The sequence below is a fragment of the Paenibacillus sonchi genome (assembly GCF_016772475.1).
GTDB classification, from domain to species: Bacteria; Bacillota; Bacilli; order Paenibacillales; family Paenibacillaceae; genus Paenibacillus_AQ; species Paenibacillus_AQ sonchi.
Genome location: NZ_CP068595.1, coordinates 6,135,812 through 6,162,101 on the forward strand (window position 1 = coordinate 6,135,812; position 26,290 = coordinate 6,162,101).

The following is a 26,290-nucleotide window of genomic DNA, read 5'->3' on the forward strand; positions in this document are numbered from 1 at the left end:
CTTAAAAGCTCAGCCGCGGTAATGCATTAAAATATGCTTGGACACTTCTGCTACACTCAGGTCTGTTGTATCGACCGTGCAATGTGCGAAACGGTAGGCGTTCCGGCGCTGTTCCAGAATCGTCCGGACCCGTTCCTGCGCATTGCCGGCGAGCAGCGGCCTGTTCTGATCCCCGCTGACACGGGCAATAATGGCATCCTCCGAAGCGGTCAACGCGACCACAAGCCCATTTTGCAGCATGATGTCCGCATTTCCCGGAGCCAGCACGGCACCGCCGCCTGTGGAGATAATCCGGCCCTCTCCTTCCAGCACGTCCTTCAGTACTGCCGATTCGATCCTCCGGAAATATTCTTCCCCGCCTTCCGCGAAGAGCTCCGCAATGCTCCGGCCTTTTTGCTGAATAATCACATGATCCAGATCAACCAGCTCATAGCCCAGTTCCTCCGCCAGCAGAGCGCCTACCGTCGACTTTCCTGTAGCCATCATTCCGACGAGAATGATATTTTTATTGGCGTAATTCATCATGACCCTCCAACCGCGACATTTGTCATATCATAACACAGGGTGAAAACATTGCACAAACGGTAAATCCTCCACATCACCACCCCGCAAGGCAAGGCCTTTGCACGGAAACGGATTCAGGCAGGTCAAAAAGGCCCGAAGGCTCCCGCTGTCTGCTAAGGAACCGTTCGGGCCGCTATTTGCCGCTTGTGCCTGAAACTTATTCAGACAGCCAGTTGTGATGGAAGACGCCTTCTTTGTCCACACGTTTGAAGGTGTGGGCACCGAAGTAATCGCGCTGTGCCTGAAGCAGGTTCGCCGGCAGGCGTTCTGTGCGGTAGCTGTCGTAGTAAGCCAGGGCGCTGGAGAACCCGGGAACCGGAACCCCTTGGGCCACGGCAGCGGAAACCACTTGGCGCCATGCGGACTGGTAAGTGTCCATGATGTTCTTGAAGAACGGATCGAGCAGCAGGTTTTTGAGCTCCGGATTGTTCTCATAGGCATCGGTAATGTTCTGCAGGAAACGGGAGCGGATGATGCAGCCGCCGCGCCAGATTTTGGCCAGGTTGCCGTATTTCAGATCCCAGTTGTATTCCTCGGAAGCTACACGAAGCTGTGCAAAACCTTGGGCGTAAGAGACGATTTTGCTGGCGAACAGCGCCTTGCGCACGTTCTCGATGAACTCGGCTTTGTCGCCCTGGAAGGGCTCGGTTACGGGACCGCTAAGCACCTTGCTCGCTGCGACCCGCTCTTCCTTCATTGCCGACAGGAACCGGGAGAATACGGATTCTGTGATCATGGACAGCGGCACACCGAGATCCAGCGAGCTTTGGCTTGTCCATTTGCCTGTACCCTTTTGGCCGGCTGCGTCCAGAATAACGTCCACCATCGGTTTGCCGGTTTCTTCATCATATTCGGCAAAGATATCCTTGGTAATCTCGATCAGGTAGCTGTCGAGTTCTCCGCTGTTCCAATCCGCGAAAATGCTGTGCAGCTCCTTGGCATCCAGGCCAAGCACATCCTTCAGCAAATGATAAGCTTCGCCAATCAGCTGCATGTCACCGTACTCAATGCCGTTATGGACCATTTTTACATAGTGCCCTGCACCGTCAGGTCCGATATATGTACAGCAAGGCTCTCCGTTCACTTTGGCTGAAATGGCCGTAAGAATAGGTTCTACCAGCTTATAGGCGCTTTCCTGGCCCCCAGGCATGATGGACGGCCCTTTCAGTGCGCCTTCTTCACCGCCGGATACACCGGTGCCGATGAAGCGGAAGCCTTTAGCCTCCAGTTCCTTATTGCGGCGGACTGTGTCAGGGAAATAAGCGTTGCCCCCGTCGATAATGATATCGCCTTGATCCAGATGCGGCAGCAGCTGCTCGATAGTAGCATCGGTTGCTTTGCCCGCCTGTACCATGATCAGAATTTTACGCGGCACTTCCAATGATTCGACAAACTCCTCAATGGAAAAAGTACCCGTCAAGTTTTTGCCTTCCGCTTCATTGATGAGGTCGTGCGTCTTCTCCGGGGAACGGTTGTATACCGATACGGTGAAACCTCTGCTCTCGATGTTAAGAGCCAAATTTTTACCCATTACCGCCAAGCCAATAACGCCGATTTGTTGTTTTGCCATCTGGTCCTCCACCCTTTGCACCTGTATTTGTGTGAAATCCATTTCTCGCAGTATTAGAATACCATCCTTTGTCAGAGACAGCAAAGTTCCTCCGCTTGAAAGAGATCAACTTCATTGACAAAATCCTGCATAATCACGGAAATTGCTCACAATGAGTATTTTAACGTTTTTGCAGGCAGAAGTGAATACCCGCTTCCAGGTTCGGCTGCAAACTACAGGGCACCCCATTTGCGGGATGCCCTGGCTTTCGTCCAATACAGCTTATCACCATTCAAGCATATTTAATTCTCTGGTCAATTCAGCAAGTCTCGCTTTGCACGCCGCTGTCCGCTCATCATCCTTGCTCTGAATCGCCTTGTGCAGCAGGTCCAGCTGCTCATCCACCTCAAGCCTGCGGTCACGGATGCGCTCCTCCCCTTCCACAGAGTAGAAGAGTTTGGTCAGCTCCTGATCGGAGAGCAGAGGCCCTTTCTGATACAGCACGCGCTGCTGATACCCGGAGATTTCCACCAGCCGGATAACCTCACCGAATAAAATATTCTCAATGATAATCTGGCGGTCGCGGAACCGCTTGACAACGGCGTGCCCGCGCATATCGCCAATCAGCTTCTCCATCCATTCCGACAGGCGCGCATCACGGATCATATAATCCCCCACCAGCTTGAAGCCATCCTTAATCCGCTGGAAGCGCAGCTTGACTAGCTTGCGTCCGGTGCGCACCGAAATAAGAAAAACCGTTTCATTCTCGCTCCAATAAAGGGAATAGCCTTCCTTAATCAGGTCCTTGATCAGGTCCTGGATATGCTGCCTGTCGAAGCGCAGCTCCAGATTGCAGTACTCGACTTCGTCATTTTTGTTCACGGCACTCCCCCCTAACGGCATTGTTTCAGCAAAGCCATCTTCATTTGCCTAACCTAGAGTAGAACTGACTGCCGGACCTCCACTTGCAATATTTAATTTTGCGTTCGTCTTACACTTATTTTATACTTCATTTTATGTAGCGGTAACTTGGTTTATTGACTATTTTTACCCGCTGTCTGCTATTTCAAAACGCCTGCTCCCGGTTTTACAGCAATTTTATTGATATCAGTGACCATTTTTCATACAAGGAGACTTAACATGCCATTTCAAGGATTTACTGCTGAGGATTTTGATGTCTTTCATATTGACGGTCTGGAGCCGCGCATGGAGGCGCTGATCGCCGGAGTCCGGCCGAAGCTGAACGAACTGGGCGAAGAGCTCGTTCCTTTTTTGTCCATACTCACTGGAGAGGAAATGTTCCCGCATGTCGCCAAACATGCCCGCCGGACTGTTCATGCGCCGAACGATACCTGGGTTGCGTGGGGTCCGAATAAAAGAGGCTATAAGGCGCTGCCGCATTTTCAAGTGGGCATGTTCCACAGCCATTTGTTTATTGTCTTTGCCATTATTTATGAGAGCAGCAATAAAGTAATCTTCGCCGAGGCGCTGTCCAGGCATCTGGGCGACGTTCAAGCAGAGCTGCCGGCCGCTTACTTCTGGTCTACCGATCATTTAGACCCCCGCGGCACCGCTCAGGCCGATATGGATAAGAGCGCATTTGCCGAGCTGTCACGGAGGCTTAAGGAGGTCAAAAAGGCCGAGGTCACCTGCGGGCTGCGCATTGACAGGGATGACCCGGTTCTTGCGGATGGAGACAAGCTCCTGAACGTGATCGGGCAGACCTTTGAAACGCTGCTGCCCCTCTACCGAATGTCCTTCTAAAGTCCGACCGTTATCTCCACAGGCTTCCTCCATCTTCTGCAAAAGCGGCTCATTCGCAAAAGCCGCCGGCTTCCGGTTTCTTCCGGTTGGCCGGCGGCTTTTGCTGTACTTCGCCAGATTCTATACAGGGCCTCAGCCCGTTTCCAGCTTCCGCTTGGTTCTGTGGACTATAAGCAGATGCAGTCCGAACAGGAGGACCATCACAAATGCGCTGGCCAGAAAAGGAGTGCTGTGCCCGACGGTGTCCCAGAGCTTCCCCGAGATTACCGGCCCGGCCACCATGCCGGAGCCCTGCAGCGTCAAGAAGAGGCCCCATACGGTCCCTCTTTCCCCCTTCGGCACCTGCTTGGCCAGAAAAGCGTTCCAGGCAGGCAGGATCAGCGCATAGCTAATGCCTACAAGCGCTACCGCACAGAAGGCGAGCGGCAGCCAGCGCACCTGGGAAAAGAAGGCCAGCGAGCCGGCAGCGAGCAGGAACCCGATATTCAGGAAGACCGTTGTTCCAATCCGGTCGACCAGTTTGCCTGCCGGAATCAGAGCCAGTACAGTGATGCCGCCTCCCGCAATCAGCAGCAGGCTGAACTGGTTAGGCGTAACGTGCAGCTCGGAGCGTGCAAACAGGGTCACTACAGGTGTCATCAGACCTATCGCAAACGCCTGCAGGAACAGCGCCGGAAACAGCAGGCGGCTGACCTTCAGCGTCGTTCTGACCTGATGCAGCGTCCGCTTCAGACTCTCCAGCGGTTTCGTCTTCCTGCGAACGGCCACCGGCCCTTCACCGCCACCACGCACAATGGCATGAGGCGCATGAGCGCCTATCCTTGACGGCAATAATAATGCTACGGCCGCCACTGCTGCTGCACAGCCCATAAGCACAAGAAACATGGAGTGATAGCTCTGTCCGCCATGATCCATCAGGAAGTTGACTACAATGGGACCAATCCCGGTTCCGGCCAGAGAGGCCATCTCTACCGCCCCCATGGCTGCGCCGCTGCTTCCGCTTTCCGTTGAACCGGCCAATTCGGTAATGCCTGTCATGGTGCAGGGCCACAGCGGCGATGTTCCAATGCCCAGAATGAGACAGGCCACGGATAACCATACGGCATCTTTGGCATAGATTATCATACCCACCGCAACCAGAATCAGCAGGAGCGCCCCCGTCATCGTCCAGCGGTACCCTATCCGCTCCATTACCCAGCCGGAGGGGCTGCGGAAGAGGTTGTCTCCCAAATACTGCATCGCAAAGGCGAAGCCCACCACGGTTACCGAGATGCCGAGGATATTCTCCATGTAGACCGGCAGCAGGGCTACGAGCAGGGAGCCTTTTACGAATTCCACCAAAAAAATGATCACCCACATCTCCAAAATGAACGGGGAGGCTAAATTGATATGCATACGCTGCGCTACTTTGCCAGACATTCCATCACATCCTAGTATTATGTTGATTGATTTGTTATACTGGGGCTTGCTTGAAAAAATTACTCTTCACGAAAGGTTGTGACAGCATTAAATGGATCAACACGTAACTCCCCTCTTCACTGCTCTCAAAAAGCATGCCGCCGGAAACCCAGTTCAATTTCATATTCCCGGGCATAAGAAGGGGCTAGGAACCGATGCCGAATTCCGTGAGTTTATCGGCGATAACGCTCTATCCATAGATTTGATCAACATCGCACCGCTTGATGACCTTCATCAGCCTACCGGCGTAATTCTTGAAGCTCAGAAGCTGGCTGCGGAGGCTTTCGGTGCCGACTATACGTATTTTAGCGTACAGGGCACGAGCAATGCCATCATGACTATGATCCTCTCTGTCTGCTCGGAAGGAGATAAAATTATTGTGCCGCGCAACATTCACAAATCCGTGATGTCGGCCATTATTTTCTCCGGAGCCAAGCCTGTTTTTGTCTCTCCTGTACAGGATGAGAATCTTGGGATAGACCATGGTATTACCACCAGCGCACTCGAGAAGGCCTTAAGGCGCCATCCCGATGCCAAGGGTGTACTTGTTATCAATCCAACGTATTTTGGCGTCTGCGCCGACCTGCGTTCGATTGTCGACCTGGCCCACAGCTACGGGGTTCCCGTACTGGTGGACGAGGCACATGGAGTATTGATTCATTTTCATGAGGATCTTCCGGTATCGGCCATGCAGGCCGGAGCTGACTTGGCGGCAACCAGCGTACACAAGCTGGGCGGCTCCATGACACAGAGCTCCGTGCTCAATCTGAATGCCAAGACCGGACTTGTGAATCCGCAGCGGGTACAGACGATCCTCAGCATGCTGACCACAACTTCAACATCATATATTCTTTTGGCATCTCTGGATACCTCCAGACGCAATCTGGCCCTGAACGGCCACGAGATGGCGGCAAGAACCATTGCCCTGTCCAACTATGCGCGTGATGCGATCAATAACATTGACGGCTTGTACAGCTTCGGCAAAGAAATTCTCGGCACAGAAGCTACCTTTAACATCGATCCGACGAAGCTCAACATTCATGTGCGCCATCTCGGCATCACCGGTTACGAGACGGAAAACTGGCTGCGCGAGAAGTACAAGATCGAAGTAGAGTTAAGCGACATGTATAATATTCTTTGCCTGATTACCCCAGGAGATACCCGGGAATCTGTCGACAAGCTGATTTCCGCCCTGCGTGTGCTGTCTGCGGTCCATTACAGCAAAGGCGAAATCTATGAGCTTAAGGTGCAGGTGCCGGAAATCCCGCAGCTCGCCTTGATTCCCAGAGATGCTTTTTATGCAGATACGCAAGTAGTGCCCTTCCGCGAGTCTGCAGGCTATATCATTGCAGAGTTCATTTATGTTTACCCTCCAGGGATCCCGATTCTGCTCCCTGGTGAAGTTATTACCCAGGATAACATCGATTATATCATCGACCATGTAGAAATCGGACTGCCGGTCAAAGGTCCCGAGGACCGCAGCATTAACTACGTCAAAGTCATTGTGGAGGCTGAGCCGATCTCCTGACCGGCTGTCATCCTTCAGCCAAGCAGAAACGCAAAAACCCGACACTTAACAAGTATCGGGTTTTTGCGCGCTCTCAGCTTAGCGTCACAGCCTTGTCCAAGGCGGTTTTCAGCCATTATGGCTACACTGAAATCTATTCTTGCTGGGCAAGCAGCTCATTGTAAGCTTCTTCAACAGCTTTCCATTCAGCTTCATCTTCAATGTTGTAAAGCACCATTTCTTCATCTTCTTCTTCCATGCGCAGAATGATGCCATCCGCTTCAGGGTTTTCGCGTTCCAACAGCAGAGCGTACAGCTTCTCGCCTACATCGAACGTTTCCACCAGCACCATTTCCACATCTTCGCCCTGCTCATTCGTCAAGGTCAGCACAAACTCCTCGTGCTCATGGTCGTGATCATGTCCGCAACCGCATGCTTCACCATGTTCATGGCCATGCTCATGTTTGTGATCGCTCATTGAAATACCTCACTTTAAATTGATTTATCCTACATTTGGTATCGTAACACGTAAGATAAGTCAGGTCAATTTGAGCGAGGCCTGAATCGGCTAATCCAGCGCAGTGATTACTTTCTCTGACACAAGTATATAATCAGCGCCTTTGGAAGGCTTAATATAGAACCCTACCCGGTATTTGCCGGCATCTTTGAAATCATAAGTGAATTCTGAAGTCGGGAACCAGAAGTCCTCCTTCTTCGAGCTTCCGAGATCCTGGGACTGAATGTCCTTCACGTTGCCGGACGGGTCCGTGATGGCCACCTTCACCGCTGCAACCTCCTCGGTTAAGCTGTCCACCTGGGTCAGCACCTTAATCTTGAGCTTGCCTACATTCACATTGCCAAAGACGTTGTCACCCTTGAACAGCACAATATGGACATTCGGCTTCAGGATGCTCAGCTTGCCTGAACCATCCCAACTGACGACACCCCCAGCCTCCCTGGCGGGAATATAGGCTTTGCCGTCGATTAAATAACCGCCATCGGCCACTTCTTTGCCGTTGCTCCATACTCTGATCTTCTGGTTAACCGCATCCGCAAATAATAATGAGCCTCCCATTAAGGAAAATACAACCACACAGACAGCAATTTTCTTCCATCTCATCGCTAGAGACCCCCAAGTAATTCATGCTGTTAATATATACTGCAAAAATAGCAACAAGTTGCGGAATGGCAGGGAATTATTTCACTCCTTTTGTAAACAATGATACGATAGGATCAATAGATTCAGCCGCTTATACAGGAGGGCTTCTTTCATGACTATTTATTTACAGATGCTGGGCACAGGAGATGCCTTTTCCACAAAATACTATAACAATAACGCTGTGCTGCAGGACCATGGATACACACTTCTGATAGATTGCGGAGTGACAGCCCCCCAGGCGATGAAGGCCCTCGGGAAATCCTTTCAAGAGGTGACTGAAACGCTGATTACACATATCCATGGCGATCATATCGGCGGACTGGCCGAGCTGGCCCGTACACCAAGCCAGGAGCCTCACGGCAAAATGACACTGCTGCTCGCAGAGACTCTGATAGAGCCGCTGTGGCAGCACCCGCTCCTTGAACCTTTACACCGGAAAGGGGGCGCTCGGTCGCTAGCCGATGTTTTTAACGTCAAACCGCTGAAGCCTGACACTCCGTACACACTGTCTCCCTCCCTTACGCTGGAGCTGATCCGCACGCCACATATGCCCGGGAAAGCAAGCTATTCGCTTCTGCTGAATGAGTGTGTCTTTTACAGTGCAGATCTGACTTTCCAGCCCGAACTTCTGCTCCACCTGGTTCATAACCGCGGCATTACGAAGATTCTGCATGACTGCCAGCTAAGCGGACGCGGACAGGTGCACACTACCCTTAGAGAACTGCTGTCCTTGCCGGAAGAAATCCGGAAGCTGATTATGCTGATGCATTACAGTGACGAGAAGCCAAAGTTCGAAGGGAACACTGGTGAAATGGAGTTTTTGGAGCAGCAGGTGGTCTATCGGCTACCCGACTGCAGGAAGGATACTTAATCGCGCACAGAATGTACGTTTATATTTACACAAAAACAGCCGGACAGTACGTCATCGACGCCTCTCCGGCCGTTCTTATCTATGCGGACTAAAACTGCGGAAGCTGATCCAGGTTGTTGGTTGGATCACCATCGGCATCGCCGCGGATATACATTTCGCCGTCTCTGCCTTTAAAAACATTCACCCCGGCAATGGCACCTGCCTGAACCTCCTGCAAAGCCTGCTGGTAATCAAGCACCCGTCCCGAGGAGGTCTTGAAGCTGAGTAAGTCTCCGTCACCATTACACTGGGCCGCTATAAACCGTTCACGTGCACTGTTCATCACTTAGGATCTACTCCTTCGCGCTTGGATTGGCCATGATTAGGCTCTATTCTAGCTTCTCCTGAAACGGTAATGAGTATGTATTCCTTCAGGCTAGAGCGTCTTTTCCATCCGGACATGCAAAATTCCCGCATCATAGAAAGGCTCTAAGGAGATCACCTTATAGCCGAGCTTTATGTAAAAATCCTCCGCTTGGCACTGCGCATCCAGTATGGAGGATTTAAGACCAATCTCCCGGGCCAGTCCCTCCAATGCCAGCAGCAGCACCCGTCCATATCCCTTGCTGCGGTATGCCTGGTGAACAGCAATCCGCTGCATTTTGGCCGTCCCGGCTTTGTAGTATATCAGTCTTCCTGTGGCTACCGGAATGCCTTCATCCAGCAACAGCATATGATGAACGTTGTCGCCAATTACATCATATTCATCCACTTCTTCTTCCATGGGTACTTTCTGCTCTTCGACAAAGACCTTTTTCCGGATGTCCAGTCCCATTTGGAGCTGTTCATCCGTGGTCACACGTACAATTTCTGCTGCCATCTTCCTTTGGTCCCCTCTCAAGTAGGTCAAAACGATAGTCGACCTATTATACAGAAATTCCATTTCTCTGTACAGATTAAGAGATGAACGCTGTACCTTCCAGGTAACCGCTGCTAATGGCCCGAATAGACCTCTTCCGGGATCGAACGGTCATAGACATCCTGAATAACCGGTGACAGCGTGCTGTCTGTTCTCCCCAGCGGCCCCTCAAGATCTGTCATCCTATGGATTTCCACAGCGCCCGGGGCCTGATCCTGCGCTGCGCAGCCTGCCGTACCCAGAAGTATGAGCAAACAGGCCGCCGCCTGCAATGAATACCTGCGCATAAGCCTTCCTCCTCCTATCCTTTCAGCTTTTTACAGCTTTGACGGTTTGGAGCGAAGCTAAACGGAGGATTAGAGATTTACATTCCCCACCACATGCACTAAATACATCAGGTACCCAATGCCCCCCGCGAGCACAGCATAAGCTGCACCATATTTCCAGCGGTAGCTTGCCGGCACATCATAATATTTGTCGTTCTCAAACACGGTGTATTGGACCTCACATAGCGCGTTCAAATGCAGTCCTGTCTCCTCCGTAATATGCTCAAGCCGGGTCAGCTTCACCTTGTCAATGATGCTCTGTACAGGAAGTCTGGCGGTACCGTAATAGTCCAGGCTTTCGTAGCGGATGCCGAGATACTGCTGCCGGTCCAGATCGCTGTAAGTAGTGAACGGCAATTCTCTGGTGTGCTCCGGCCCCGGGATCAGATAGCCTTGTTCCCTTAAATGCTCTACGGGGATGAGGAATCTGAGCAAAAGGGTCCGCGTCTGGCTGTTCTTTTTCCGGCTGATATACTTCTTGTACAAGTCATAAGCAAACAGCACCCAGATAACCAGGAACAGGATCGATTTCAGATAGATGATCACGCCTAATCCGCCTATCAGTCCGACCAGCCACAGCCAGCGTGTGACCGCAGTCGCAATGCGCCCTCCATCCAGCGGATGAATCGGCAGCAGATTGATCAGGTTGAGCAGAAATCCGACGTAGGCCAGAGAATACAGAAGCGGACTGTGATAATAATAGGCGAAGGCAAATACAACCGCCGCCCCCGCGCTGCCCAGGACAGGACCACCAAAGGCCACATAAGCCTCCATTTTAGCGTCCAGGGGCTGTTTTTTCATAGTGATCAAAGCGCCCAGAAAAGGAATAAACAGCGGAGCGCTTACCGGAAGACCAATCCTCTTCGCGGCAATCACATGTCCCAGCTCATGGACAAACAGCAGCAGTACAAAACCGATGGCGAACTGCCAAGGATAGATCAGTGCGTAAGCCCATATCGAAAACATCATAGATATCAGCGGACCGGCTATCTTTCCCAGCTTCAGCAGAGATATAATCGCCTTTCCTTTCAGGAGCAGCATGGCTGCCCCTCCTCCCAGCCATTTCAGCCCGGTGGAAGTTTTATTCTTGGATTCATTGGGTTGCGGCAAATTCGTTGCTCCTTTATCATTGTTTGATTCAAGATTATCATGTTGAGAGAGGCGATTCCACTATTGCAGGGGAAACCGGGCCAAAAGGCCAAAAAGTCCCCTCCAGCACCGATTAACTGCAATCGGCGGCCGCCTCATTCCAGGCCAGAATTCCGGATCTTTCATTGCTGTTAAAAGAAGGATAGGCCAACTGCCGGATAATCTCCTGCCATTGCGAATTCAGCACTGTATTATATAGAAGAAATCTGCTCCGGCTGAAGACGGTTCCGCCGCGATCTGACCTGTTTATATTTCCCTGCTCATTGCTACTTTAAATTCAGGTTTAGTTTCATAAACGATGTAGGCCACATTCCCCACAAATTCCAGATAAGCCTGGAACCGGGTACGGATTGCAGAACTTGTGATCATCTCAAGCGCGGTATCCTTGGCAACCCACCGGCTGTCCGATGTCTCATCGGAAGTACTTAACAGCCCGCCGGGAAACACCCAGCCGCCATGATAGGTTTTTACCAGAAGAACCTCTCCCTGTTCATTCTCAACAATTCCTCCGACAGCAACGATATGAGTAGGCATCGCCATGTGAGTTACCACCGATTATTTTAAGTTCACTTCCATTTATCAGCTACATTATCCTCACCTGCGAAATAATCCACCTTGTCAGCCATATACACTTCCTCATAGGGCAGGATGTTTATCTTCCCGGAGTCCGGGTATTCGACAATATCGATGCCCAGGTTCGTACGTAAATCCAAGTACCGGCATGGAGCTTCAGTATGGTTAAATAATTGGTGCGCTCCTTCCGGGCCGCTCTCAAAAAATACAGTGTCGCCTTCCCGCAACTCCTGGAATCCAGAAGGCGTCCTAAGCATAGCCCTACCCGACAAGATTACAAAGATCTCCTCAGCACTTCTGTGAAAATGATACGGATACGAATATTTCCCCGGATCCAGTGATCTGATCTCAAAAAGCAAGTGTTTCGACCCTGCCATCTCGGCCAGTTTCCTGCTTGTATGCCATGAAAACTCCGGTACCGGTGACTGTTTGGGTTCAAATAAAACATTCTGTTCGTTGAAAATTCTAGGCATCGAAATCCCTCCTTAAGCTTAGAGTACTCCTAGCATATCATATTGGAATAATTTCCATATCGGATATTCACAAGCCTGCCCAGAAAAAAACATTGCCTTCCCCTCACATCCTATGGTATTATAAATTTCGTTGCAGGACGGTAGCTCAGCGGGAGAGCACTATCTTGACAGGGTAGGGGTCATGGGTTCGAACCCCATCCGTCCTATATGCAGAAAGCCTTATTCTATAAGGCTTTTTTGCTTTTTATGGACAGAAACCATCTCAACATAACCTCTCCTTTATCTTCATGGTAGCACCGTGGTAGCAAGTCAGTTCATTTCTCTATACATCCCTCAGTTACCGCTGGGTAACTCAAGTTCTGAATAATTGTTCTCCTAGAAGGTGTGCTGCTGCTTCTTGCATGTTCGGAAACAGGTGAGAGTACAGATCAAGGGTAATCTGTATTGAAGCGTGTCCCAAGCGCTCTGAGACGATCTTAGGATGGACGTTGTTCTTCAGAAGCAGTGAAGCGTGAGTATGCCTAAGATCATGAAAGGTTATAGGATGTAGTTCGGACTTCTTCAGCATGTTATACCAGGTTCTGGACAGATTCCTCGGTGTAGTTGGTGTTCCGACCGTTGTGCAGATTACAAGATCATAATTAATGTACATTTCCCCAGCGTCTTCTTTCTCCAGTTGTTGCCGCCGCTTCCACTTCTCTGTAGCGCTGCTCGGAGGTATGGGTTAATAGCAAAGGAGCTTACGGGAATGTTATTCATTGGCGATTTATTAACTTTGTCCTTTTGGTAATACTACTTTTTCAAAGAGGGATATGAAAAAGAACAGCGAATTTACAGTTATTACAATAATATTTTAACTGGTAGTATATTTGCAGGAATTTGCCTCTATTTTGCATTAGGGTTAAATATAATAGCTATCATTTCAATCTGCCTGATAAATGCAGTACTGCAATGCTATCTGGGATATCCATACTATAAAAGACATTACGAAGCTAAGGTTGAAGCACGGAAAGCAAAGTCAGATGAATGGATTAAACGGTTAGAGAAAGTTATTGACTTCCTTAAAGACTTGGAAGAAAAATTTGATGATGCCCCTAGGAAAGCTGATCAGCAGGAAGCAGGAACGAATAAGCAAACTGGGGATAATCCAAAGCAAAAAACTACACACCCTACTCATATTGTGAGAGTACTTAAAGCCTTCGAAATGCCCGTAACCACAAATGAATTTGGACTTATAAAGTCAAGATTTAGGCAGCTTATCCAAAAGCATCACCCTGATAAAGGCGGAACTAACGAGATGACAGCCCGTCTGATTCATGATTATAAGATTCTAGAAGAATACTTTCTTAAAGGAGATACTCTATGGAAAAAAGACAGCTTATTATAGAAGAAACTGAGAGGAGATTCACAATGAGACTATTTATAAAAATTCTATTGGCAACTGTTCTAAGCCTGTTTTCTGTTACTTTAGTTACAAGTACAGCTCCCGTGATCTATGCAAATCAAGCGGCAAAAGTGACCTCAATATCGGTCGCAAGTCCGTCAAATGCATTAAAACCAAAACAGACATTTCAATTAAAGCCAAACGTAGTTACCTCACCCAAAGGCACAAATGTAAAGATTACATACTCTTCTACCAATACTAAGGTAGCAACGGTAAATGTGAGTGGTTTAGTAACGGCTGTCAATCCAGGAAAAGCAATCATATATACAAGCTCAGGCGGCAAAAGCACATATGCAGTAATCAATGTAGCTTCTAGTACAGTAAGTCTCAGTACAGGGCTATGGGTGGAAAAGAAGGACATTAAAAATTCAGAAGAACAACTGTTAACTGATGGTGCTATTTATTTTGAACTGAAAAGCTTCAAAAATAATGTGCTGACTGGACAATTTTTCTCTATTAGTTCCCCTCCATCCAATCGGATAGCTGATGTTGAGATCAGAACAGAAATTAAAAATGGCAAAGGGATTTTCTCCTATACAGATGATGGTTGGGGAAACAGTGGAAAAGGAACTGTAGAAATCAATGGGGACAATCTTTTGTTCGGCTTCAAAGAGACCAAATCAAACAGCAGCGCAATGTGGAATCTCGGATCATTCAGCGTCACATTATATAAATCTAACAGCGGTTCGAACGTGGGTGTAACAGCCTTTGAAGGACAATGGAGCACTCCAGGTTCAGATGAGTTAGCCTTTAAGCTGACCATTAAGAGTGACACTAAGGGAGGAATTACATTCTTCAGCGAAGGTGAGGAATTCCCTAACAATATCACTTTCGTTTACAATGGTGATAAGCTCACTTTTAAGTATGAAGATGGTGACCAGAAGACTACTATAAAGCTGGTGGATTCTAAAACGATTATACTCACAACTTCTGATGGGTATCAGCTCACACTAAAGAAATATTGAATATCTTGACCTCAACTGATCAAGCACACATGACAAGCACCTATAAAAAGGTGCTTTTTGTTTTTAGTTTGTAGTTGCATTTTGTCTATACGATGCATCAAGACTTGATATACAATAGAAATATCTCTAAACTACCAAAGCAGGTGATGTATAGATATTTTATTCAAACTATTGAGTGTACATTGGCGAGTTGCCATGAAGAATAGTCTAAGGAGGATATATGCAAACCGAGAAATTACAACAAATGCAGTATTGGGCACAGTGCTCAATTAAAATTCTCCAAGAATATGCACCTTATTTAAATATAGATGACCAGCAATACATAACTTATCCGAATCATTTTCATATTAGAAATAATTCTAAAGGTTACTATTTGTATACTGTATTAGAGGAAATTGCGATGGTAGGCTCTTCTATGTTCCGCTGGATTGACTTTTTATCTGGAGACGATCCAGTTGATCTTGAAACATTCCCTACGCGAGTTATTATTCAAGCAGTAAGTGATGAACAGTCTATGTGGAATCGGAAGTTGCTAGAAGCTCTTGTGGATCTTATTTTATTTGATAAAACAAATGACGAAAATTACTTTAAACATTATTTGCTTATGAGAGAATACAATGATATTCAAATGGAGATCAATGACTGGAAGGAATTTTACGGTCACCCTTTTGAAAATCACCTGTTGCAACTCGCGGAGACAAAAAAGACAATACAACTCTTTGAACCTGAAATTGATTTCAATAAGTGCTGGTACCTCCAAGAGAAAAAATCTATAAATTCTCCCAAGTACCCATATAGTCCCTTTAAGAGCTTTAGACAGAAGCTTAAAGAGGCTTTAATCGCCACGAATGCAAGAGAAAAGTTAGTTCTGGGCTTATCTTATAAAAGATATTCCGATACAAGCGAATCAATTCATTTTATTCCAGATAAAAAAATTGATCTACCGTCAACTATTACTATTGAGAAAACAATGATGAAAATCTGGTTAACCATAGTATGCCTGATTGGCAGAGTCCAAACAATTCTTGGGGACTGTCCAAAGGGCTTCGATGATGAAATCAATACCATTCTCAATCTGCCTACAAATGAACAAGAACTTATAAACCTATTAATTGTGGATAGATTTCAAATAAATGACATTATCTTGACATCTTACTCCGATTTGGCTGTTGTTACCGATACCTTTACTAGTAAATACGGTTATAAAACGTATAAAATAAAGTTTCTAATAAAAGAACAATCAACCTTTATAAAAGAAGAATGGTTCCCTGGAAATTACATGAAAAAGATTATTGGATATAGTGAAATTATGACTCATGTTTTAAGTAATCCTGATCTGGCGCCACTCTTTGAAACAGTATCTACTGAGGAATACTATAAACAATTTGTTAACACTTTTGTTGATACATGGAATCTAGGAGCAAAAGATTACTTTCTAAGAAATGATAAGGATGCTTTGTTTAAATCTTTCATGAAACTAGATATAAAATGATATGACTTTATCTTACGGTTCAATTTTTAATAAAAACCGAAAAACGTATAGCAGATTTGGTTTAAATGCCTGATTTAAATATTTTTTTAGAAACCATCAAATTTTTATAATTGAAAGGTTGTTGAATTTACATGGTAAGCAAAGTGGATGAGGATAAAAATAAATTAAGGTTATTTTTTAAGGAAACGAAGTTTATTGATACCATTTTAGGGAAAGTAGAAATTGAAGAAGAAATTGGTCAAGGCGGTAATGCGCTTGTTTTTTCCGCAATATGGGGTCGAACGCAAGTAGCAATCAAGTTCCTCGCAGAAGATTGTTCTATTGAAGCTACATCTAGGCATAAGAGATTTGTAACTGAAGTTCGTGAAGTAATTAAGTTATCCGATTCTCAAGCTGTTGTCCCAATCTACTTTTATGATCTCTTGAAAGTTGAAAGCAGCATATTCCCTTATATGATTATGAAAAAGTACCCTTACACTCTAAACGCGTGGAAAAGGAAGAACCAGATTAACCAGATTGATGATGTATTACCAATAGTGAAGAACCTCTTATACTGTCTAGACAAGATTCATAGCATGAATATAGTCCATCGCGATTTAAAACCGCAAAACCTTTTAGTAGATGACGACAACGATTTAGTACTTGCTGATTTCGGAATTTCATGGTTCGATCCTGAGCATTATGAACGTCTTGTTAAGACAGAAAAAAAAGATAGATTAGCTAATTTTGCATTTTCAGCTCCTGAGCAGTTTCAAGTAAAACCAGAAACAGAACCTACTATGGATTTATTTGCTTTAGGGCAATTGATTCAATGGTTAATTACGGATGATACTGTAAGAGGTGTAGGTCGTACACAATTAAAAAGTGTACATGAATCGTTTGCACCCTTAGATCCTATAGTTGATTTGCTTTTACAGTATGATCCTATAAACAGACCTCAAAATGCAACTGAGGTGAGCCACCTTCTTAATTCGGCCCTTAAGCCCATTGAAGTCCGAGAAAGCGAAGAAGATAGGGTTTTAAACGCTTTGAGAGGATTTGACGAGATATTAAGATCAACATGTCCTGGAAAAACGGGGCTTATTAAAATTACAGAGAAACAAAAAATCGACTTAATAATGAGTAGATTGGCTGACCAATATAATAAACTAAAGTTATGGTGGACCCAAGGTTCATCAGATTGTCCTATTGATAATATTCGTCTAATAGATGAAAATATTTGGTTGTTTGACAGTAGCGAATGTCTGATCGAGGCGATTTGGGTAAAAAGGGATCACTCTTATGATCACCAATACATTCTTCTACAATGCGCGGCAATGCCTCCTTTTGGCATTTATGAATATTATGGTCAGAAGACTGAAGAAGCAGCTTGGTTTATGGATAACTATATAACTAGACAGGAGTATGATGATGGTTATGCAGAGATAAACGGTGTAATTGAAAAATTAAGTAATAGGGCTGAAATTCGCATAAGAGAGCTTGAACGAGATTTCCTCTTTGTGGCAACTTTTGCAAATCCGATAAATGTTGATACTCATCGTGATAACAATAGGGAAATAGTAGATAACGTATACCATTTTATTAAAGATGCTGGTGAAGTGGATGAGAGTCAACTCAAGAGGCTAGATAAATTACAGCGACATCCAATATCTGTTATGATGAGTTGAAGTTTAACAGCACTAGTCCTTGCTTCTTTAAAACATTAGAACATTGTGTAAAAGATAAAGGAAGGCAAACTCCTGCATTGTATACACTTTTAAGTTTATTGATATTGATTTTTGGAGGTCGGAGAATGTATTTATCGGACATGGCTCTTATGAAATACTTAAATAAGAAAAATTCATTATATCATGGGAAAATTCTTGAATTAAGAGAATCCGTAGCCAATTGGCTCTCATATATTCCCCACACCTTTCCCCATTATACAAGACACACAGTTGAACACAGCGAAGAAATCATTTTGCAGATTTCTAAGATGCTCTTTAAGGATAACGATCAGGAACAGGCTATCTTACGTTTGTCGAGTGCAGAAGCATTTATTATAATGGCGTCAGCTTTACTCCACGATACTGGCATGGTCGTTTCAGATCAAGAGAAAATAAAGATATTACAATCTGAGGAATGGAACTTATGGGTTTCAAGAAGCGGGGCAAAGCGCTGGAATGAAATAATGGGAATTAGGGAGGATAACAGTATTGAAATCAGTACTCGTAATTTTATAGCTGATCTACAAACAAGATATTTAATAGCGGAATACATAAGGAAGACACATCATCTTAAGGCAGTCGATATTATGACTCAAAACCATACTCTCTTAGGGAAATTTTCATTTGATGATCCTTCACTGTTTCGAACAATAACAGATATATGCGTGGCCCATGGTTTAAGTAGCTATGAACTTGATGACAGTGAAAAGTATCCTGAACGTCGCGACATCAGAGGAGAAGAAGTAAATGTAAAGTTTCTTGCTCTGTTGCTTAGAATTGGTGATTTGCTGGACATGTCTTATGACAGAGCCTGTCCCTTGTTAATGAACGCTGCTTGTCCTCTACCAGCAGATAGCTTGGCACATTGGACTCAATATCAAAGAATTACCCATCGACTAACAGCAACTGATTCTATTGAAATTACTGCAAAATGTAACACTCAAGATGAACATAGGTTTCTACAAGATTGGTGTCAATGGTTAGTTGATGAAATGAAAAATACGTCTATAATTATGTCAAAAGCCACTAGACATTCCAATTGGATTGTCCCAAGTGTAAGTATGGGTACTTTAAATTCTTCTATAAAAATAGAACCAAGCATATCGGCCACATATATCCCCTCTGAGTGGAAGCTTGAACTTGATCAAGACATGGTATTTCAAAGATTGATCTCAGACGTTTATCAGTCCGAAAAAGATTTCCTCAGAGAATTACTGCAGAATGCACTTGATGCAACGAGATGTAAATTAATTGAAGACTTGAAAAATAAAGGAGATGATGTCCCAACCTTCACTAATCAAATAAGTGAGCATATTAGAGAAAAATATCCGATTAATATTACATTAGAAGAAATAGCTATTCAAAGCCCCCTTTCTCAAGAAGAACATCTCAAACAACTTTTAGTTATTGAAGATAATGGACTCGGCATGGATACAGAGATAATAAAAAAGTATTTTTTGCAGGTTGGGCGTTCCTACTATACGTCTGAAGAATTCCAAAGGAAGTTCAGTTTTAAGCCAAACAGTCAATTTGGAGTGGGTTTTTTATCGGTATTCGCAGTCAGTGAACATATAACTGTGGAGACTTTTAAACCCTCCTCATTCCGTGGAGAAGGTCCAATATCCTTGTGTCTAACAAGTCCAAGAAGTTATTTATTAACCGACAAAGGATCGCGGAAAAAAGTGGAACTAAAATCTCGCTTATACTAAAAAAAGAGTTTAGTAAGAATGAGCTATACAGTTTATTGAATAAGTGGTGTAAAAAAATAGAGTTTCCAATTTTCTTGAATGAATTAGGTACTCAAAGTGTCATCAATAGTGAAGAGGTTAATCAATTCACATATGAAATAGAGAGCCTTGAAGAGAATAAAAAATTTGTTACGTCTGTTTATTTTATAGATGAGAAAGATGTATTTGGAGAAATATATGTAACCCATCTCAATGATAACAATAAAGATGATTGGAGCCAGTGGAATTGGATAAATTACCAATATGAAAATTCTCATCCAATAGCTATAAAACCCAATTCTCCTCGAAATCTGACATGTATAAATGGTATTGCTTATAGTGAGTTTGAAGCCTCTGGGCCCTTTAGTTTTCGAATAGATTATCGAGGTGAATACTTGAAGCCTAACTTATCTCGCCAACATATGGATAGAGAAAATCACCTAGATAATCCAGTAATATATAATAGGTTTATAGCAATCCTTAATGAGCATCTATCCTCAACTCCTATAGATACTATGAATAATAAATGGATATACATCAATAAGATAATTAATTCCGAGCCAAGAATCATAAAAAGCTTTCAAGACACTCCGATTATTAGAGTGTTTATTTCAGGGAAGCCAAAATTGCTATCTCCAAATGAGATTTCTAAATTCAATAAATTTTACACTTTTTCTATTAATAGCTATCATAAAAAATACTCTATCAACGAGATTCAGGAAATACTAAATTCAATAAAAGAGCCAGTACTTCTTGATATGGACCTTTTCCGTATTGCTGATAATATTATTCCATACTATGAAAGAGCAATCTCAAAAATTACATCAATAAACGAAAATTATTTTCACTTAACTTTGTGGACAACTGCTAAAGCAACATATCTCAGAAAATTTATTAATTCGAATGACTATGACTATCATAGATTTACTTATTCTTTAGCTAAACACGATAACAAAAACATTATTGGTTTGAGACTATTTGATTCCAGAAGGAGTAGAAAAAACAGAGAAGTATTAGTTCTAAACTTAAATAATATTCTTGTAAAGTGGTTAATTAAAGTTAACTCTGCTTTAGAAGAACGCTCTGATTTCTTAATAACCAATGCTTATAATAAAATATTAGAATTACTTAAAACGCCAATTACCATAGATGGGTATGAATCAGATATATTAAATGATCATATTAATAAATGGAGAGAGATTAAGGGGTTACCATCACAATTCCTTCCCCCTAAAATAATTATTGATAAGTCAATGTTTTTCACAAGCTATCGTTAAATTACTGGTAGCAAGGTGGTAGCATACTCAAAATAACATGCGGATATAGAAGGAACGACCCTTTCCGTATCACCTTCTAACTTCATGTAGTATCAGCTTTTAGGATTGATTTTACTGGACAGTAAAGGAAACCGCGGTACTCCATTGACAGGGTAGGGGTCATGGGTTCGAACCCCATCCGTCCTATACTGCATCATCCTTTAAACTCCTTATTTTATAAGGAGTCTTTTCTTTTTGCCTTCCCGTCTATCTGTAAAATTGGAGCAATATTTTTTAGAAAGAAGTAAAAAGAGGAATCCTGCACATGCAATGGGCTAATGCGCATATGATTGGTTGTTATAGAATACTTGCTAATTATTGGAGGCCTAAGCTCATGTATATGGTGTATCCGTATTGGTTCAGATCACAATTTGTCCCTATTTGGGCAACATCAACTCCTGATGCACTTGAATTAATGAGGAATTCAGTCCAAGGGGAGCGAAATGATGAACTTTTTTATGACCAACTCATCCAACTTGCTCCGAACCCCGAACAAGCTGAAGTTATTACCTCTATCCGGAATGATGAACGAGGGCATAATCAAATGTTCCGGCAAATGTACAGGGAATTAACTGGTCATGAAGTGACCGGAGCTAGCAATGAAGCCCCTGAACAAGTTACTTCGTATACTGCCGGTTTACAAAAAGCCTTCCAAGGTGAATTATCTGCAGTTGAAAAGTATCGGAAGATATGGTTCGGCCTTCCATACGGCGTTTATAAGGATACTTTGTACGGCATTATTCTCGATGAGCAAAAGCATGCTTCGAAGTATAATAATCTATTGCTGCTGAACTCAGCTGCATATCGGTAGTAATTTGTTACCGAAAAATAGAAAAAGCCCCGGGGGCGGTCTGCAGGGCTTTTTTAGCTAATCTCCGTGCGCATAACATCGCGCGTCATGCCAAATCGTTCCTTGCATCCTCACCAAAATATTTTGTGATACACCAAGAATCCTCCTGTCCATCCGATATTCCCGCATCACGCTGCTGACCCTCGAACTGCTCAACATGCTCGGTCATGATCATTTTCGTTTTCCAGTGTTCATTGCCGTCGAGTTTGTTCATTTAAATGACCTCCAATCTGGTCACTGTGACTCCTTCTTAATGGTATAGCCAATAATCTATATTCTTCCCGGCCCTGCCGCTCTGTACGCCCCGCTGCGGAGAAATGTCGTAAGGCACATTCCTTTCCCACCCCTCAATAATTACGGCAGTCTCTATCGGCTTAGACACTTCCCATGTTATGTGATTTTCGGCGGCCAGCACTTTAAACCCCTTTATAATATCCGCTGGCCGCCGCCCGCTTAAACGTCCCAACTCTCGGAGAGTCGGCATCCGCCTGAAGTGATATTGATACTGAGATATGATCCGCAGCAGCTTACGCGGAGTATCATCAAGCATAGCGTTTTTCTGTGACTGGCTGCCAAGCGAGGATGCTGGCGGTCAGAAATACCCGGGGCGCGCCGGTGGTCAGGCAGGTTGCCCGGATGCGGCCATCGCGGATGCCGTGTACTTCAATCTTCCTCTGTGTGATCTTCCCGGCTTTGTCCATATATACGATTTCAACGGTTTGACCAATGTGCATGTGCATTTGATCGCCTCCCATTAAATAAGAACGTTTGTTTGTATTATAACCAAACGTACGTTCTATAAAAACAACAAGTAACATATTCTCAAGTTGGGATAAAAAAGAAATTAATCTTATCCACTCACTTTATTGCAGATATAGGCATATTTGTTTAGACAATCCTTGGATTAATTTGTATTGTTACTTTTGTGTTTTAAGCAAGAGATATTGACCAGAAATAAATCTACAGGAGGAATTTTAGTGAAAAAAATTATTTTGACTTTGGCTTTTCTAATGTTTTCTTTATTCTCTGTTCAAGGGGTTTTTGCGGCAAGTGGGGATTTAACTCTGAAAATGACATCAAATACAGCTCCTTCTGGGCAAGCTTTCTCTATTGGTGAAGAAGCTGGAAAGGCATATCAAGCATTTGATAAAATTGATTTAACTACAGATGATGATTGGTCTACGACCCATGCCCTTCCAATTTATATGGGATACGATTTTAAAATCCCTAAAGTGATTACTCAATATACAATTACCGCAGTAAATGGCAGTATCTATGTTGATGGACTTCCGAAAACTTGGACTTTCGAAGGTTGGAATGGGACAAGTTGGGTTGTAATAGACACAAGAACAAATCAGCCTAGTTGGAAAGCCAAAGAATTAAGAAAATACACTATCGAGAGTCCTGGAAGCTTTTCAAAGTATCAATTAAATATCACAGCCGATTTTGGTGCTAAACAAGGCTACCGCGGAAATATAGCTGAGCTTCAACTTATCGGTGATATAAGCGAGCCTCCAATACTTCAAGGAAAGACTAATGGCCCTACAAATGAACTTACATGGACAAAAACTGAGGCAGCTAATTCTTACAATATAAAAAGAGGAACACGCCCTAATGGACCGTATGAAAACATAGCAACAGTAACTGGGTTAACTTATTCATACTCTGATTCAAAAATCCAAACAGGTATAACGTATTATTATGTAGTTAGTGCAACAAATGAAAATGGTGAGAGTTCGAATTCCAATGAAGTTGCTCTCACGCCTCAAAGCACAGGCAGAGCAATCCTTATCGTAACCATGAGCACCGGCCTTGAAAAAGAATTTGATCTAAACTTGGAGGAAGTGAATGCCTTCATTGCCTGGTACGAAAACAAACAAGCCGGCACAGGTACTGCCTCATATGCAATCAACAAGCATGATAACAATAAAGGGCCTTTTACCAGTCGTAAAGACTATGTAATTTTCGATCGGATTCTAACCTTTGAAGTAAGTGAGTACACAAAAACCGAATAGTCCTTACTATTACTTACCTCCTCTGTCCTCTGTAGCATAACGCTATAATTGGATAGGGGAGGTTTTCTATGTTTATATCCCCTGTGTTATTACAAACCGTTGCTGGTCCATATAGTCACAGCGATTATATATTTGAGCCTAAGATACTGATACCGGCAGATCTACTTCCAGGAAGCCGAACAGATCTGGCTATACACCCGCCACAATAACGACTGCACCCGTCAGTATCCTGAGCTGCAACTCCCGTTTGCTGACGATGTTATTTTGGACGGTGAGGTCGCCCGCGTAGCAAAATTAGATCCGTCAGGCACGCGCCCGGCGGGTTATTTTATGTATTGTTCAATATCAAACGCGTCTAGCGAAGTAACTTTTTTCTCTGTGCATGTGATAACTACTTCATGTATTCCAAGCTCTAGTCCAGTTTTTTCATAAACAAGTGATAACCTTCATTAACATAATTTATATGAAAATTTTCTTTCGTACCATCAATTTGGATCTCTGCTTTTGAAGTGTGCGTCTCACTGCTTGATGAATCAGAAATAATACGGATTTTGGTTCTATAAAATCTAAACATAACTTTTGAACCAATGTCTGCCGTTGATTTGATGGTACCTCCATAATAACCCGAAAGCGCTGGTGTAACCCAATTACCAGTATAATACACCTTGATAACATTATCATTAAACCTTGTCCATCCAGTTTCAGGTACCTTAAGTTGTGTTCCTATTGCTGCTGCATATGTACTTGATTGAAATGAGAAGAACAACATCCCTGCAAAAATAATCACGAACAATTTTGAAACACTACTTCATAAATAAATCCCCCAATTCTAAAATTTATTATTTCTTTTTTCGCTACATACCTCCCCATGTCATATTACGGCACTCAGGAAGTTTTTCCCTTCTCAATTTCCACTCTGGAACAAAACTCCCCTGTCCCTTCACAACGGCCCCAGATACACCCGTATATTTCTTCGCCTGTTTTGAATGCGCCAGTAGCGTTAGACGGATTCCATTCTGTTTTCTCAAATTGATCTCATTTTATGATATTTTCTTTTTTGTAACCCCACTCTCCGGCACAGAATTTAACCATATTCATCCTTTCTATTTTGGTTTCTTATTTCACATCTTCTCTATTATATTCGTCTGATACATGGACTGCTGGTCCCATGACTTTGGAGCCTAGATATTTAGCAGCATCAACATTTATAAATGACTCTATATACCTAATAGGTAGGAATGATATCTTAGGTAGTCATTCAGGCGTAACTGAACTAGATGAAACTCAAACATATACATTAAAAAGGTCAACAAAAATTACACTGACTAACGGAACTCAAAAAGAATATGACCTACTATGATTGAAGTGATGCCGTTTTGGAGTGGTACGATGTACGAGATGCCGAATCTGGCCCAGCCAAATACGTAATCAATAAGCACGATAACAACAAAGTACCTTTCAGCAAACGCATGGATTATGTTGTGTTCGATAAAATCCTTACCTTCGAAGTCAGTGAGTATACGGCTCAATAAACAAAAACAAACCCGTCAGGCATTTTAAGGCTGACGGGTTTGTTCTACTTATTGCAATTGAATTTACTTGTATGGATAATAGTGTGGTATTTTAGACTGGAACTCTTTTAAATTCACAATCAAGTTATCATTATTAAATTCAATTAATGATACACCGTCAAATTCCCCAACCTCTGCCTCATACTCACATTTAAAGTACCATTCAACAGCGGTTAAATTGCCTTGATGAATAAATTGCTTTATATTCCAAACAAAAACTGTTCCACGCTTATTCCAATCTTCAAACCAGCTTTCTATGGCGTGTAATCCGTGATATTCAGGTCCATAACATTCAGAATAGATAATGTTCGGGTCGAAGATTTTTCTTAATATAACATTGTTTTTGTTAATCCAGGATTCAAAATAATTCTCTATTATTTGTTCTCTTTCAATCATCGTACGCCTCCAATGATAGCCAAATAAATCCAACGTCGCCTTGCAGCAAATACAAACAGACATGTCAGGCAAAGGATGTAGCGCTCAAACATTATCATCCTTTTGGACAGACTCATAACGTTCACGAATTTCAAGGTTTTTTGCGTGATTGTATAAATCCAAAGCTGTAATTGCTCTGAGAGCAAGTTTAACAAATAGGATAAATGCAAAAATCCCTAATCCAATACATCCCAACCAAATCAAAAAGAAAAAGATACTGATACCTCCACCATAAAACAATCCGGGTTGTAACACCATTGTTACAATCAACTCCTTCTTTAGAGTTTATTAACCGAGTATATTCCGTTTGGAACATTATGTATATGACGATAGGAAAAATTTCCTGATGCGAAACTGGAGCACAATACGGCATGCTACGGATCAGCCTCTTTTGGTAAAAGTGTTTTTTGTATATTCCCCCACTACTATCTAGGTTTATATGATCAAGCAAAGTACAACTTAAATGTATATATTCATC

At 43.8% G+C, this 26,290-nt stretch carries 29 protein-coding genes and 1 tRNA gene; 12 read left to right on the forward strand and 18 right to left on the reverse strand.

Features of this window, described 5'->3' with window-relative positions; all coding sequences use genetic code 11:
* Positions 1 to 9: 9 nt before the first annotated feature.
* The 3 genes from JI735_RS27420 to JI735_RS27430 all read right to left on the reverse strand — a co-directional run bounded on the left by JI735_RS27420 (position 10) and on the right by JI735_RS27430 (position 2,995).
* Positions 10 to 522 carry a shikimate kinase gene (locus JI735_RS27420; RefSeq protein ID WP_039834516.1) on the reverse strand — a complete coding sequence of 171 codons (513 nt, stop codon included), beginning with the start codon at positions 520 to 522 and terminating at the stop codon, positions 10 to 12.
* A 199-nt stretch (positions 523 to 721) separates the two neighbouring features.
* Positions 722 to 2,134: an NADP-dependent phosphogluconate dehydrogenase gene (gene gndA, locus JI735_RS27425; RefSeq protein ID WP_020433061.1), complete on the reverse strand. Its 1,413-nt coding sequence runs from the start codon at positions 2,132 to 2,134 to the stop codon at positions 722 to 724.
* A gap of 264 nt (positions 2,135 to 2,398) precedes the next feature.
* Complete coding sequence (locus JI735_RS27430; protein ID WP_020433063.1) at positions 2,399 to 2,995, reverse strand: hypothetical protein; 597 nt, start codon at positions 2,993 to 2,995, stop codon at positions 2,399 to 2,401.
* A gap of 258 nt (positions 2,996 to 3,253) precedes the next feature.
* On the opposite strand from JI735_RS27430, the gene JI735_RS27435 reads away from it, so the two are divergent.
* A complete protein-coding gene (locus JI735_RS27435; protein WP_039834517.1) occupies positions 3,254 to 3,877 on the forward strand; it encodes a YktB family protein in 624 nt (207 codons plus the stop codon).
* Between the two features lie 132 nt (positions 3,878 to 4,009).
* Here JI735_RS27435 and JI735_RS27440 read toward each other — a convergent pair whose 3' ends face one another.
* Positions 4,010 to 5,296, reverse strand: a complete 1,287-nt coding sequence (locus JI735_RS27440) for an MFS transporter (RefSeq protein ID WP_202676627.1) — start codon at positions 5,294 to 5,296, stop codon at positions 4,010 to 4,012.
* 91 nt (positions 5,297 to 5,387) lie between these two features.
* On the opposite strand from JI735_RS27440, the gene JI735_RS27445 reads away from it, so the two are divergent.
* Positions 5,388 to 6,863, forward strand: a complete 1,476-nt coding sequence (locus tag JI735_RS27445; RefSeq protein WP_039834519.1) for an aminotransferase class I/II-fold pyridoxal phosphate-dependent enzyme — start codon at positions 5,388 to 5,390, stop codon at positions 6,861 to 6,863.
* Positions 6,864 to 6,996: 133 nt separating this feature from the next.
* On the opposite strand, the gene JI735_RS27450 is transcribed toward JI735_RS27445, so the two are convergent.
* On the reverse strand, positions 6,997 to 7,320 hold the full coding sequence (locus JI735_RS27450) for a DUF1292 domain-containing protein (RefSeq protein ID WP_019911532.1): 324 nt from the start codon (positions 7,318 to 7,320) through the stop codon (positions 6,997 to 6,999).
* A gap of 90 nt (positions 7,321 to 7,410) precedes the next feature.
* Complete coding sequence (locus tag JI735_RS27455) at positions 7,411 to 7,962, reverse strand: hypothetical protein (protein ID WP_039834520.1); 552 nt, start codon at positions 7,960 to 7,962, stop codon at positions 7,411 to 7,413.
* A gap of 151 nt (positions 7,963 to 8,113) precedes the next feature.
* On the opposite strand from JI735_RS27455, the gene JI735_RS27460 reads away from it, so the two are divergent.
* Positions 8,114 to 8,872, forward strand: a complete 759-nt coding sequence (locus JI735_RS27460) for an MBL fold metallo-hydrolase (protein ID WP_039834521.1) — start codon at positions 8,114 to 8,116, stop codon at positions 8,870 to 8,872.
* An 88-nt stretch (positions 8,873 to 8,960) separates the two neighbouring features.
* Here JI735_RS27460 and JI735_RS27465 read toward each other — a convergent pair whose 3' ends face one another.
* The 6 genes from JI735_RS27465 to JI735_RS27490 form a co-directional block, all read right to left on the reverse strand.
* Entirely contained in the window at positions 8,961 to 9,194 is a 234-nt protein-coding gene (locus tag JI735_RS27465; RefSeq protein ID WP_039834522.1) for a DUF3892 domain-containing protein, read from the reverse strand.
* Between the two features lie 93 nt (positions 9,195 to 9,287).
* Entirely contained in the window at positions 9,288 to 9,731 is a 444-nt protein-coding gene (locus tag JI735_RS27470) for a GNAT family N-acetyltransferase (RefSeq protein ID WP_039834523.1), read from the reverse strand.
* A 113-nt stretch (positions 9,732 to 9,844) separates the two neighbouring features.
* The gene (locus JI735_RS27475; protein ID WP_039834524.1) at positions 9,845 to 10,057 is read right to left on the reverse strand and encodes a hypothetical protein; all 213 of its coding nucleotides are present in this window, start codon (positions 10,055 to 10,057) and stop codon (positions 9,845 to 9,847) included.
* 69 nt (positions 10,058 to 10,126) lie between these two features.
* On the reverse strand, positions 10,127 to 11,206 hold the full coding sequence (locus JI735_RS27480; RefSeq protein ID WP_039834525.1) for a site-2 protease family protein: 1,080 nt from the start codon (positions 11,204 to 11,206) through the stop codon (positions 10,127 to 10,129).
* Between the two features lie 285 nt (positions 11,207 to 11,491).
* Positions 11,492 to 11,785, reverse strand: coding sequence for an NUDIX hydrolase (locus JI735_RS27485; RefSeq protein WP_039834526.1), 294 nt, complete (start codon positions 11,783 to 11,785; stop codon positions 11,492 to 11,494).
* Between the two features lie 26 nt (positions 11,786 to 11,811).
* Positions 11,812 to 12,291 carry a cupin domain-containing protein gene (locus JI735_RS27490; RefSeq protein WP_051051677.1) on the reverse strand — a complete coding sequence of 160 codons (480 nt, stop codon included), beginning with the start codon at positions 12,289 to 12,291 and terminating at the stop codon, positions 11,812 to 11,814.
* Between the two features lie 134 nt (positions 12,292 to 12,425).
* Here JI735_RS27490 and JI735_RS27495 point away from each other — a divergent pair.
* Positions 12,426 to 12,497: transfer RNA gene (locus JI735_RS27495), tRNA-Val, on the forward strand.
* 146 nt (positions 12,498 to 12,643) lie between these two features.
* Here JI735_RS27495 and JI735_RS27500 read toward each other — a convergent pair.
* Positions 12,644 to 12,943 carry a tyrosine-type recombinase/integrase gene (locus JI735_RS27500; RefSeq protein ID WP_083886565.1) on the reverse strand — a complete coding sequence of 100 codons (300 nt, stop codon included), beginning with the start codon at positions 12,941 to 12,943 and terminating at the stop codon, positions 12,644 to 12,646.
* A 417-nt stretch (positions 12,944 to 13,360) separates the two neighbouring features.
* Here JI735_RS27500 and JI735_RS27505 point away from each other — a divergent pair, with 417 nt between their 5' ends.
* From JI735_RS27505 to JI735_RS27535, 7 genes are all read left to right on the forward strand, one after another.
* A complete protein-coding gene (locus JI735_RS27505) occupies positions 13,361 to 13,678 on the forward strand; it encodes a hypothetical protein (RefSeq protein WP_039834527.1) in 318 nt (105 codons plus the stop codon).
* Positions 13,654 to 14,700: an Ig-like domain-containing protein gene (locus tag JI735_RS27510; protein ID WP_051051678.1), complete on the forward strand. Its 1,047-nt coding sequence runs from the start codon at positions 13,654 to 13,656 to the stop codon at positions 14,698 to 14,700. The genes JI735_RS27505 and JI735_RS27510 overlap by 25 nt, the downstream gene beginning before the upstream one ends.
* Positions 14,701 to 14,920: 220 nt before the next feature.
* On the forward strand, positions 14,921 to 16,192 hold the full coding sequence (locus tag JI735_RS27515; protein WP_039834528.1) for a hypothetical protein: 1,272 nt from the start codon (positions 14,921 to 14,923) through the stop codon (positions 16,190 to 16,192).
* A 131-nt stretch (positions 16,193 to 16,323) separates the two neighbouring features.
* Positions 16,324 to 17,859 carry a serine/threonine protein kinase gene (locus tag JI735_RS27520; RefSeq protein WP_039834529.1) on the forward strand — a complete coding sequence of 512 codons (1,536 nt, stop codon included), beginning with the start codon at positions 16,324 to 16,326 and terminating at the stop codon, positions 17,857 to 17,859.
* Positions 17,860 to 17,984: 125 nt separating this feature from the next.
* Entirely contained in the window at positions 17,985 to 19,607 is a 1,623-nt protein-coding gene (locus tag JI735_RS27525; RefSeq protein WP_202676628.1) for an HD domain-containing protein, read from the forward strand.
* A gap of 74 nt (positions 19,608 to 19,681) precedes the next feature.
* Positions 19,682 to 20,902 (forward strand): hypothetical protein, encoded by a 1,221-nt coding sequence (locus tag JI735_RS27530; protein ID WP_202676629.1) that lies wholly within the window; start codon positions 19,682 to 19,684, stop codon positions 20,900 to 20,902.
* 373 nt (positions 20,903 to 21,275) lie between these two features.
* Positions 21,276 to 21,752 (forward strand): ferritin-like domain-containing protein, encoded by a 477-nt coding sequence (locus JI735_RS27535; protein WP_039834534.1) that lies wholly within the window; start codon positions 21,276 to 21,278, stop codon positions 21,750 to 21,752.
* An 85-nt stretch (positions 21,753 to 21,837) separates the two neighbouring features.
* Here JI735_RS27535 and JI735_RS27540 read toward each other — a convergent pair whose 3' ends face one another.
* Positions 21,838 to 22,005, reverse strand: coding sequence for a hypothetical protein (locus JI735_RS27540; protein ID WP_157771323.1), 168 nt, complete (start codon positions 22,003 to 22,005; stop codon positions 21,838 to 21,840).
* A gap of 328 nt (positions 22,006 to 22,333) precedes the next feature.
* On the reverse strand, positions 22,334 to 22,531 hold the full coding sequence (locus tag JI735_RS27545; RefSeq protein WP_039834535.1) for a hypothetical protein: 198 nt from the start codon (positions 22,529 to 22,531) through the stop codon (positions 22,334 to 22,336).
* 237 nt (positions 22,532 to 22,768) lie between these two features.
* Between JI735_RS27545 and JI735_RS36405 the strand changes: the two genes are divergently transcribed.
* Positions 22,769 to 23,806 carry a fibronectin type III domain-containing protein gene (locus tag JI735_RS36405; RefSeq protein ID WP_051051679.1) on the forward strand — a complete coding sequence of 346 codons (1,038 nt, stop codon included), beginning with the start codon at positions 22,769 to 22,771 and terminating at the stop codon, positions 23,804 to 23,806.
* 412 nt (positions 23,807 to 24,218) lie between these two features.
* On the opposite strand, the gene JI735_RS27555 is transcribed toward JI735_RS36405, so the two are convergent.
* The 3 genes from JI735_RS27555 to JI735_RS27565 form a co-directional block, all read right to left on the reverse strand.
* A complete protein-coding gene (locus JI735_RS27555; protein ID WP_202676630.1) occupies positions 24,219 to 24,593 on the reverse strand; it encodes a hypothetical protein in 375 nt (124 codons plus the stop codon).
* An 808-nt stretch (positions 24,594 to 25,401) separates the two neighbouring features.
* On the reverse strand, positions 25,402 to 25,773 hold the full coding sequence (locus JI735_RS27560) for a nuclear transport factor 2 family protein (protein WP_083886569.1): 372 nt from the start codon (positions 25,771 to 25,773) through the stop codon (positions 25,402 to 25,404).
* An 84-nt stretch (positions 25,774 to 25,857) separates the two neighbouring features.
* Entirely contained in the window at positions 25,858 to 26,070 is a 213-nt protein-coding gene (locus JI735_RS27565; protein WP_039834537.1) for a hypothetical protein, read from the reverse strand.
* Positions 26,071 to 26,290: the final 220 nt, after the last annotated feature.

Bases quoted from the DNA above. Each gene is read 5' to 3' on its own strand.
- JI735_RS27420 (WP_039834516.1), bottom strand. From the start codon at position 522: ATGAATTACGCCAATAAAAATATCATTCTCGTCGGAATGATGGCTACA.
- gndA (WP_020433061.1), bottom strand. From the start codon at position 2,134: ATGGCAAAACAACAAATCGGCGTTATTGGCTTGGCGGTAATGGGTAAA.
- JI735_RS27435 (WP_039834517.1), top strand. From the start codon at position 3,254: ATGCCATTTCAAGGATTTACTGCTGAGGATTTTGATGTCTTTCATATT.
- JI735_RS27440 (WP_202676627.1), bottom strand. From the start codon at position 5,296: ATGTCTGGCAAAGTAGCGCAGCGTATGCATATCAATTTAGCCTCCCCG.
- JI735_RS27445 (WP_039834519.1), top strand. From the start codon at position 5,388: ATGGATCAACACGTAACTCCCCTCTTCACTGCTCTCAAAAAGCATGCC.
- JI735_RS27450 (WP_019911532.1), bottom strand. From the start codon at position 7,320: ATGAGCGATCACAAACATGAGCATGGCCATGAACATGGTGAAGCATGC.
- JI735_RS27455 (WP_039834520.1), bottom strand. From the start codon at position 7,962: ATGAGATGGAAGAAAATTGCTGTCTGTGTGGTTGTATTTTCCTTAATG.
- JI735_RS27460 (WP_039834521.1), top strand. From the start codon at position 8,114: ATGACTATTTATTTACAGATGCTGGGCACAGGAGATGCCTTTTCCACA.
- JI735_RS27465 (WP_039834522.1), bottom strand. From the start codon at position 9,194: ATGAACAGTGCACGTGAACGGTTTATAGCGGCCCAGTGTAATGGTGAC.
- JI735_RS27470 (WP_039834523.1), bottom strand. From the start codon at position 9,731: ATGGCAGCAGAAATTGTACGTGTGACCACGGATGAACAGCTCCAAATG.
- JI735_RS27475 (WP_039834524.1), bottom strand. From the start codon at position 10,057: ATGCGCAGGTATTCATTGCAGGCGGCGGCCTGTTTGCTCATACTTCTG.
- JI735_RS27485 (WP_039834526.1), bottom strand. From the start codon at position 11,785: ATGGCGATGCCTACTCATATCGTTGCTGTCGGAGGAATTGTTGAGAAT.
- JI735_RS27490 (WP_051051677.1), bottom strand. From the start codon at position 12,291: ATGCCTAGAATTTTCAACGAACAGAATGTTTTATTTGAACCCAAACAG.
- JI735_RS27500 (WP_083886565.1), bottom strand. From the start codon at position 12,943: ATGTACATTAATTATGATCTTGTAATCTGCACAACGGTCGGAACACCA.
- JI735_RS27510 (WP_051051678.1), top strand. From the start codon at position 13,654: ATGGAAAAAAGACAGCTTATTATAGAAGAAACTGAGAGGAGATTCACA.
- JI735_RS27515 (WP_039834528.1), top strand. From the start codon at position 14,921: ATGCAAACCGAGAAATTACAACAAATGCAGTATTGGGCACAGTGCTCA.
- JI735_RS27520 (WP_039834529.1), top strand. From the start codon at position 16,324: ATGGTAAGCAAAGTGGATGAGGATAAAAATAAATTAAGGTTATTTTTT.
- JI735_RS27525 (WP_202676628.1), top strand. From the start codon at position 17,985: ATGTATTTATCGGACATGGCTCTTATGAAATACTTAAATAAGAAAAAT.
- JI735_RS27535 (WP_039834534.1), top strand. From the start codon at position 21,276: ATGTATATGGTGTATCCGTATTGGTTCAGATCACAATTTGTCCCTATT.
- JI735_RS27540 (WP_157771323.1), bottom strand. From the start codon at position 22,005: ATGAACAAACTCGACGGCAATGAACACTGGAAAACGAAAATGATCATG.
- JI735_RS27545 (WP_039834535.1), bottom strand. From the start codon at position 22,531: ATGCACATGCACATTGGTCAAACCGTTGAAATCGTATATATGGACAAA.
- JI735_RS27560 (WP_083886569.1), bottom strand. From the start codon at position 25,773: ATGATTGAAAGAGAACAAATAATAGAGAATTATTTTGAATCCTGGATT.
- JI735_RS27565 (WP_039834537.1), bottom strand. From the start codon at position 26,070: ATGGTGTTACAACCCGGATTGTTTTATGGTGGAGGTATCAGTATCTTT.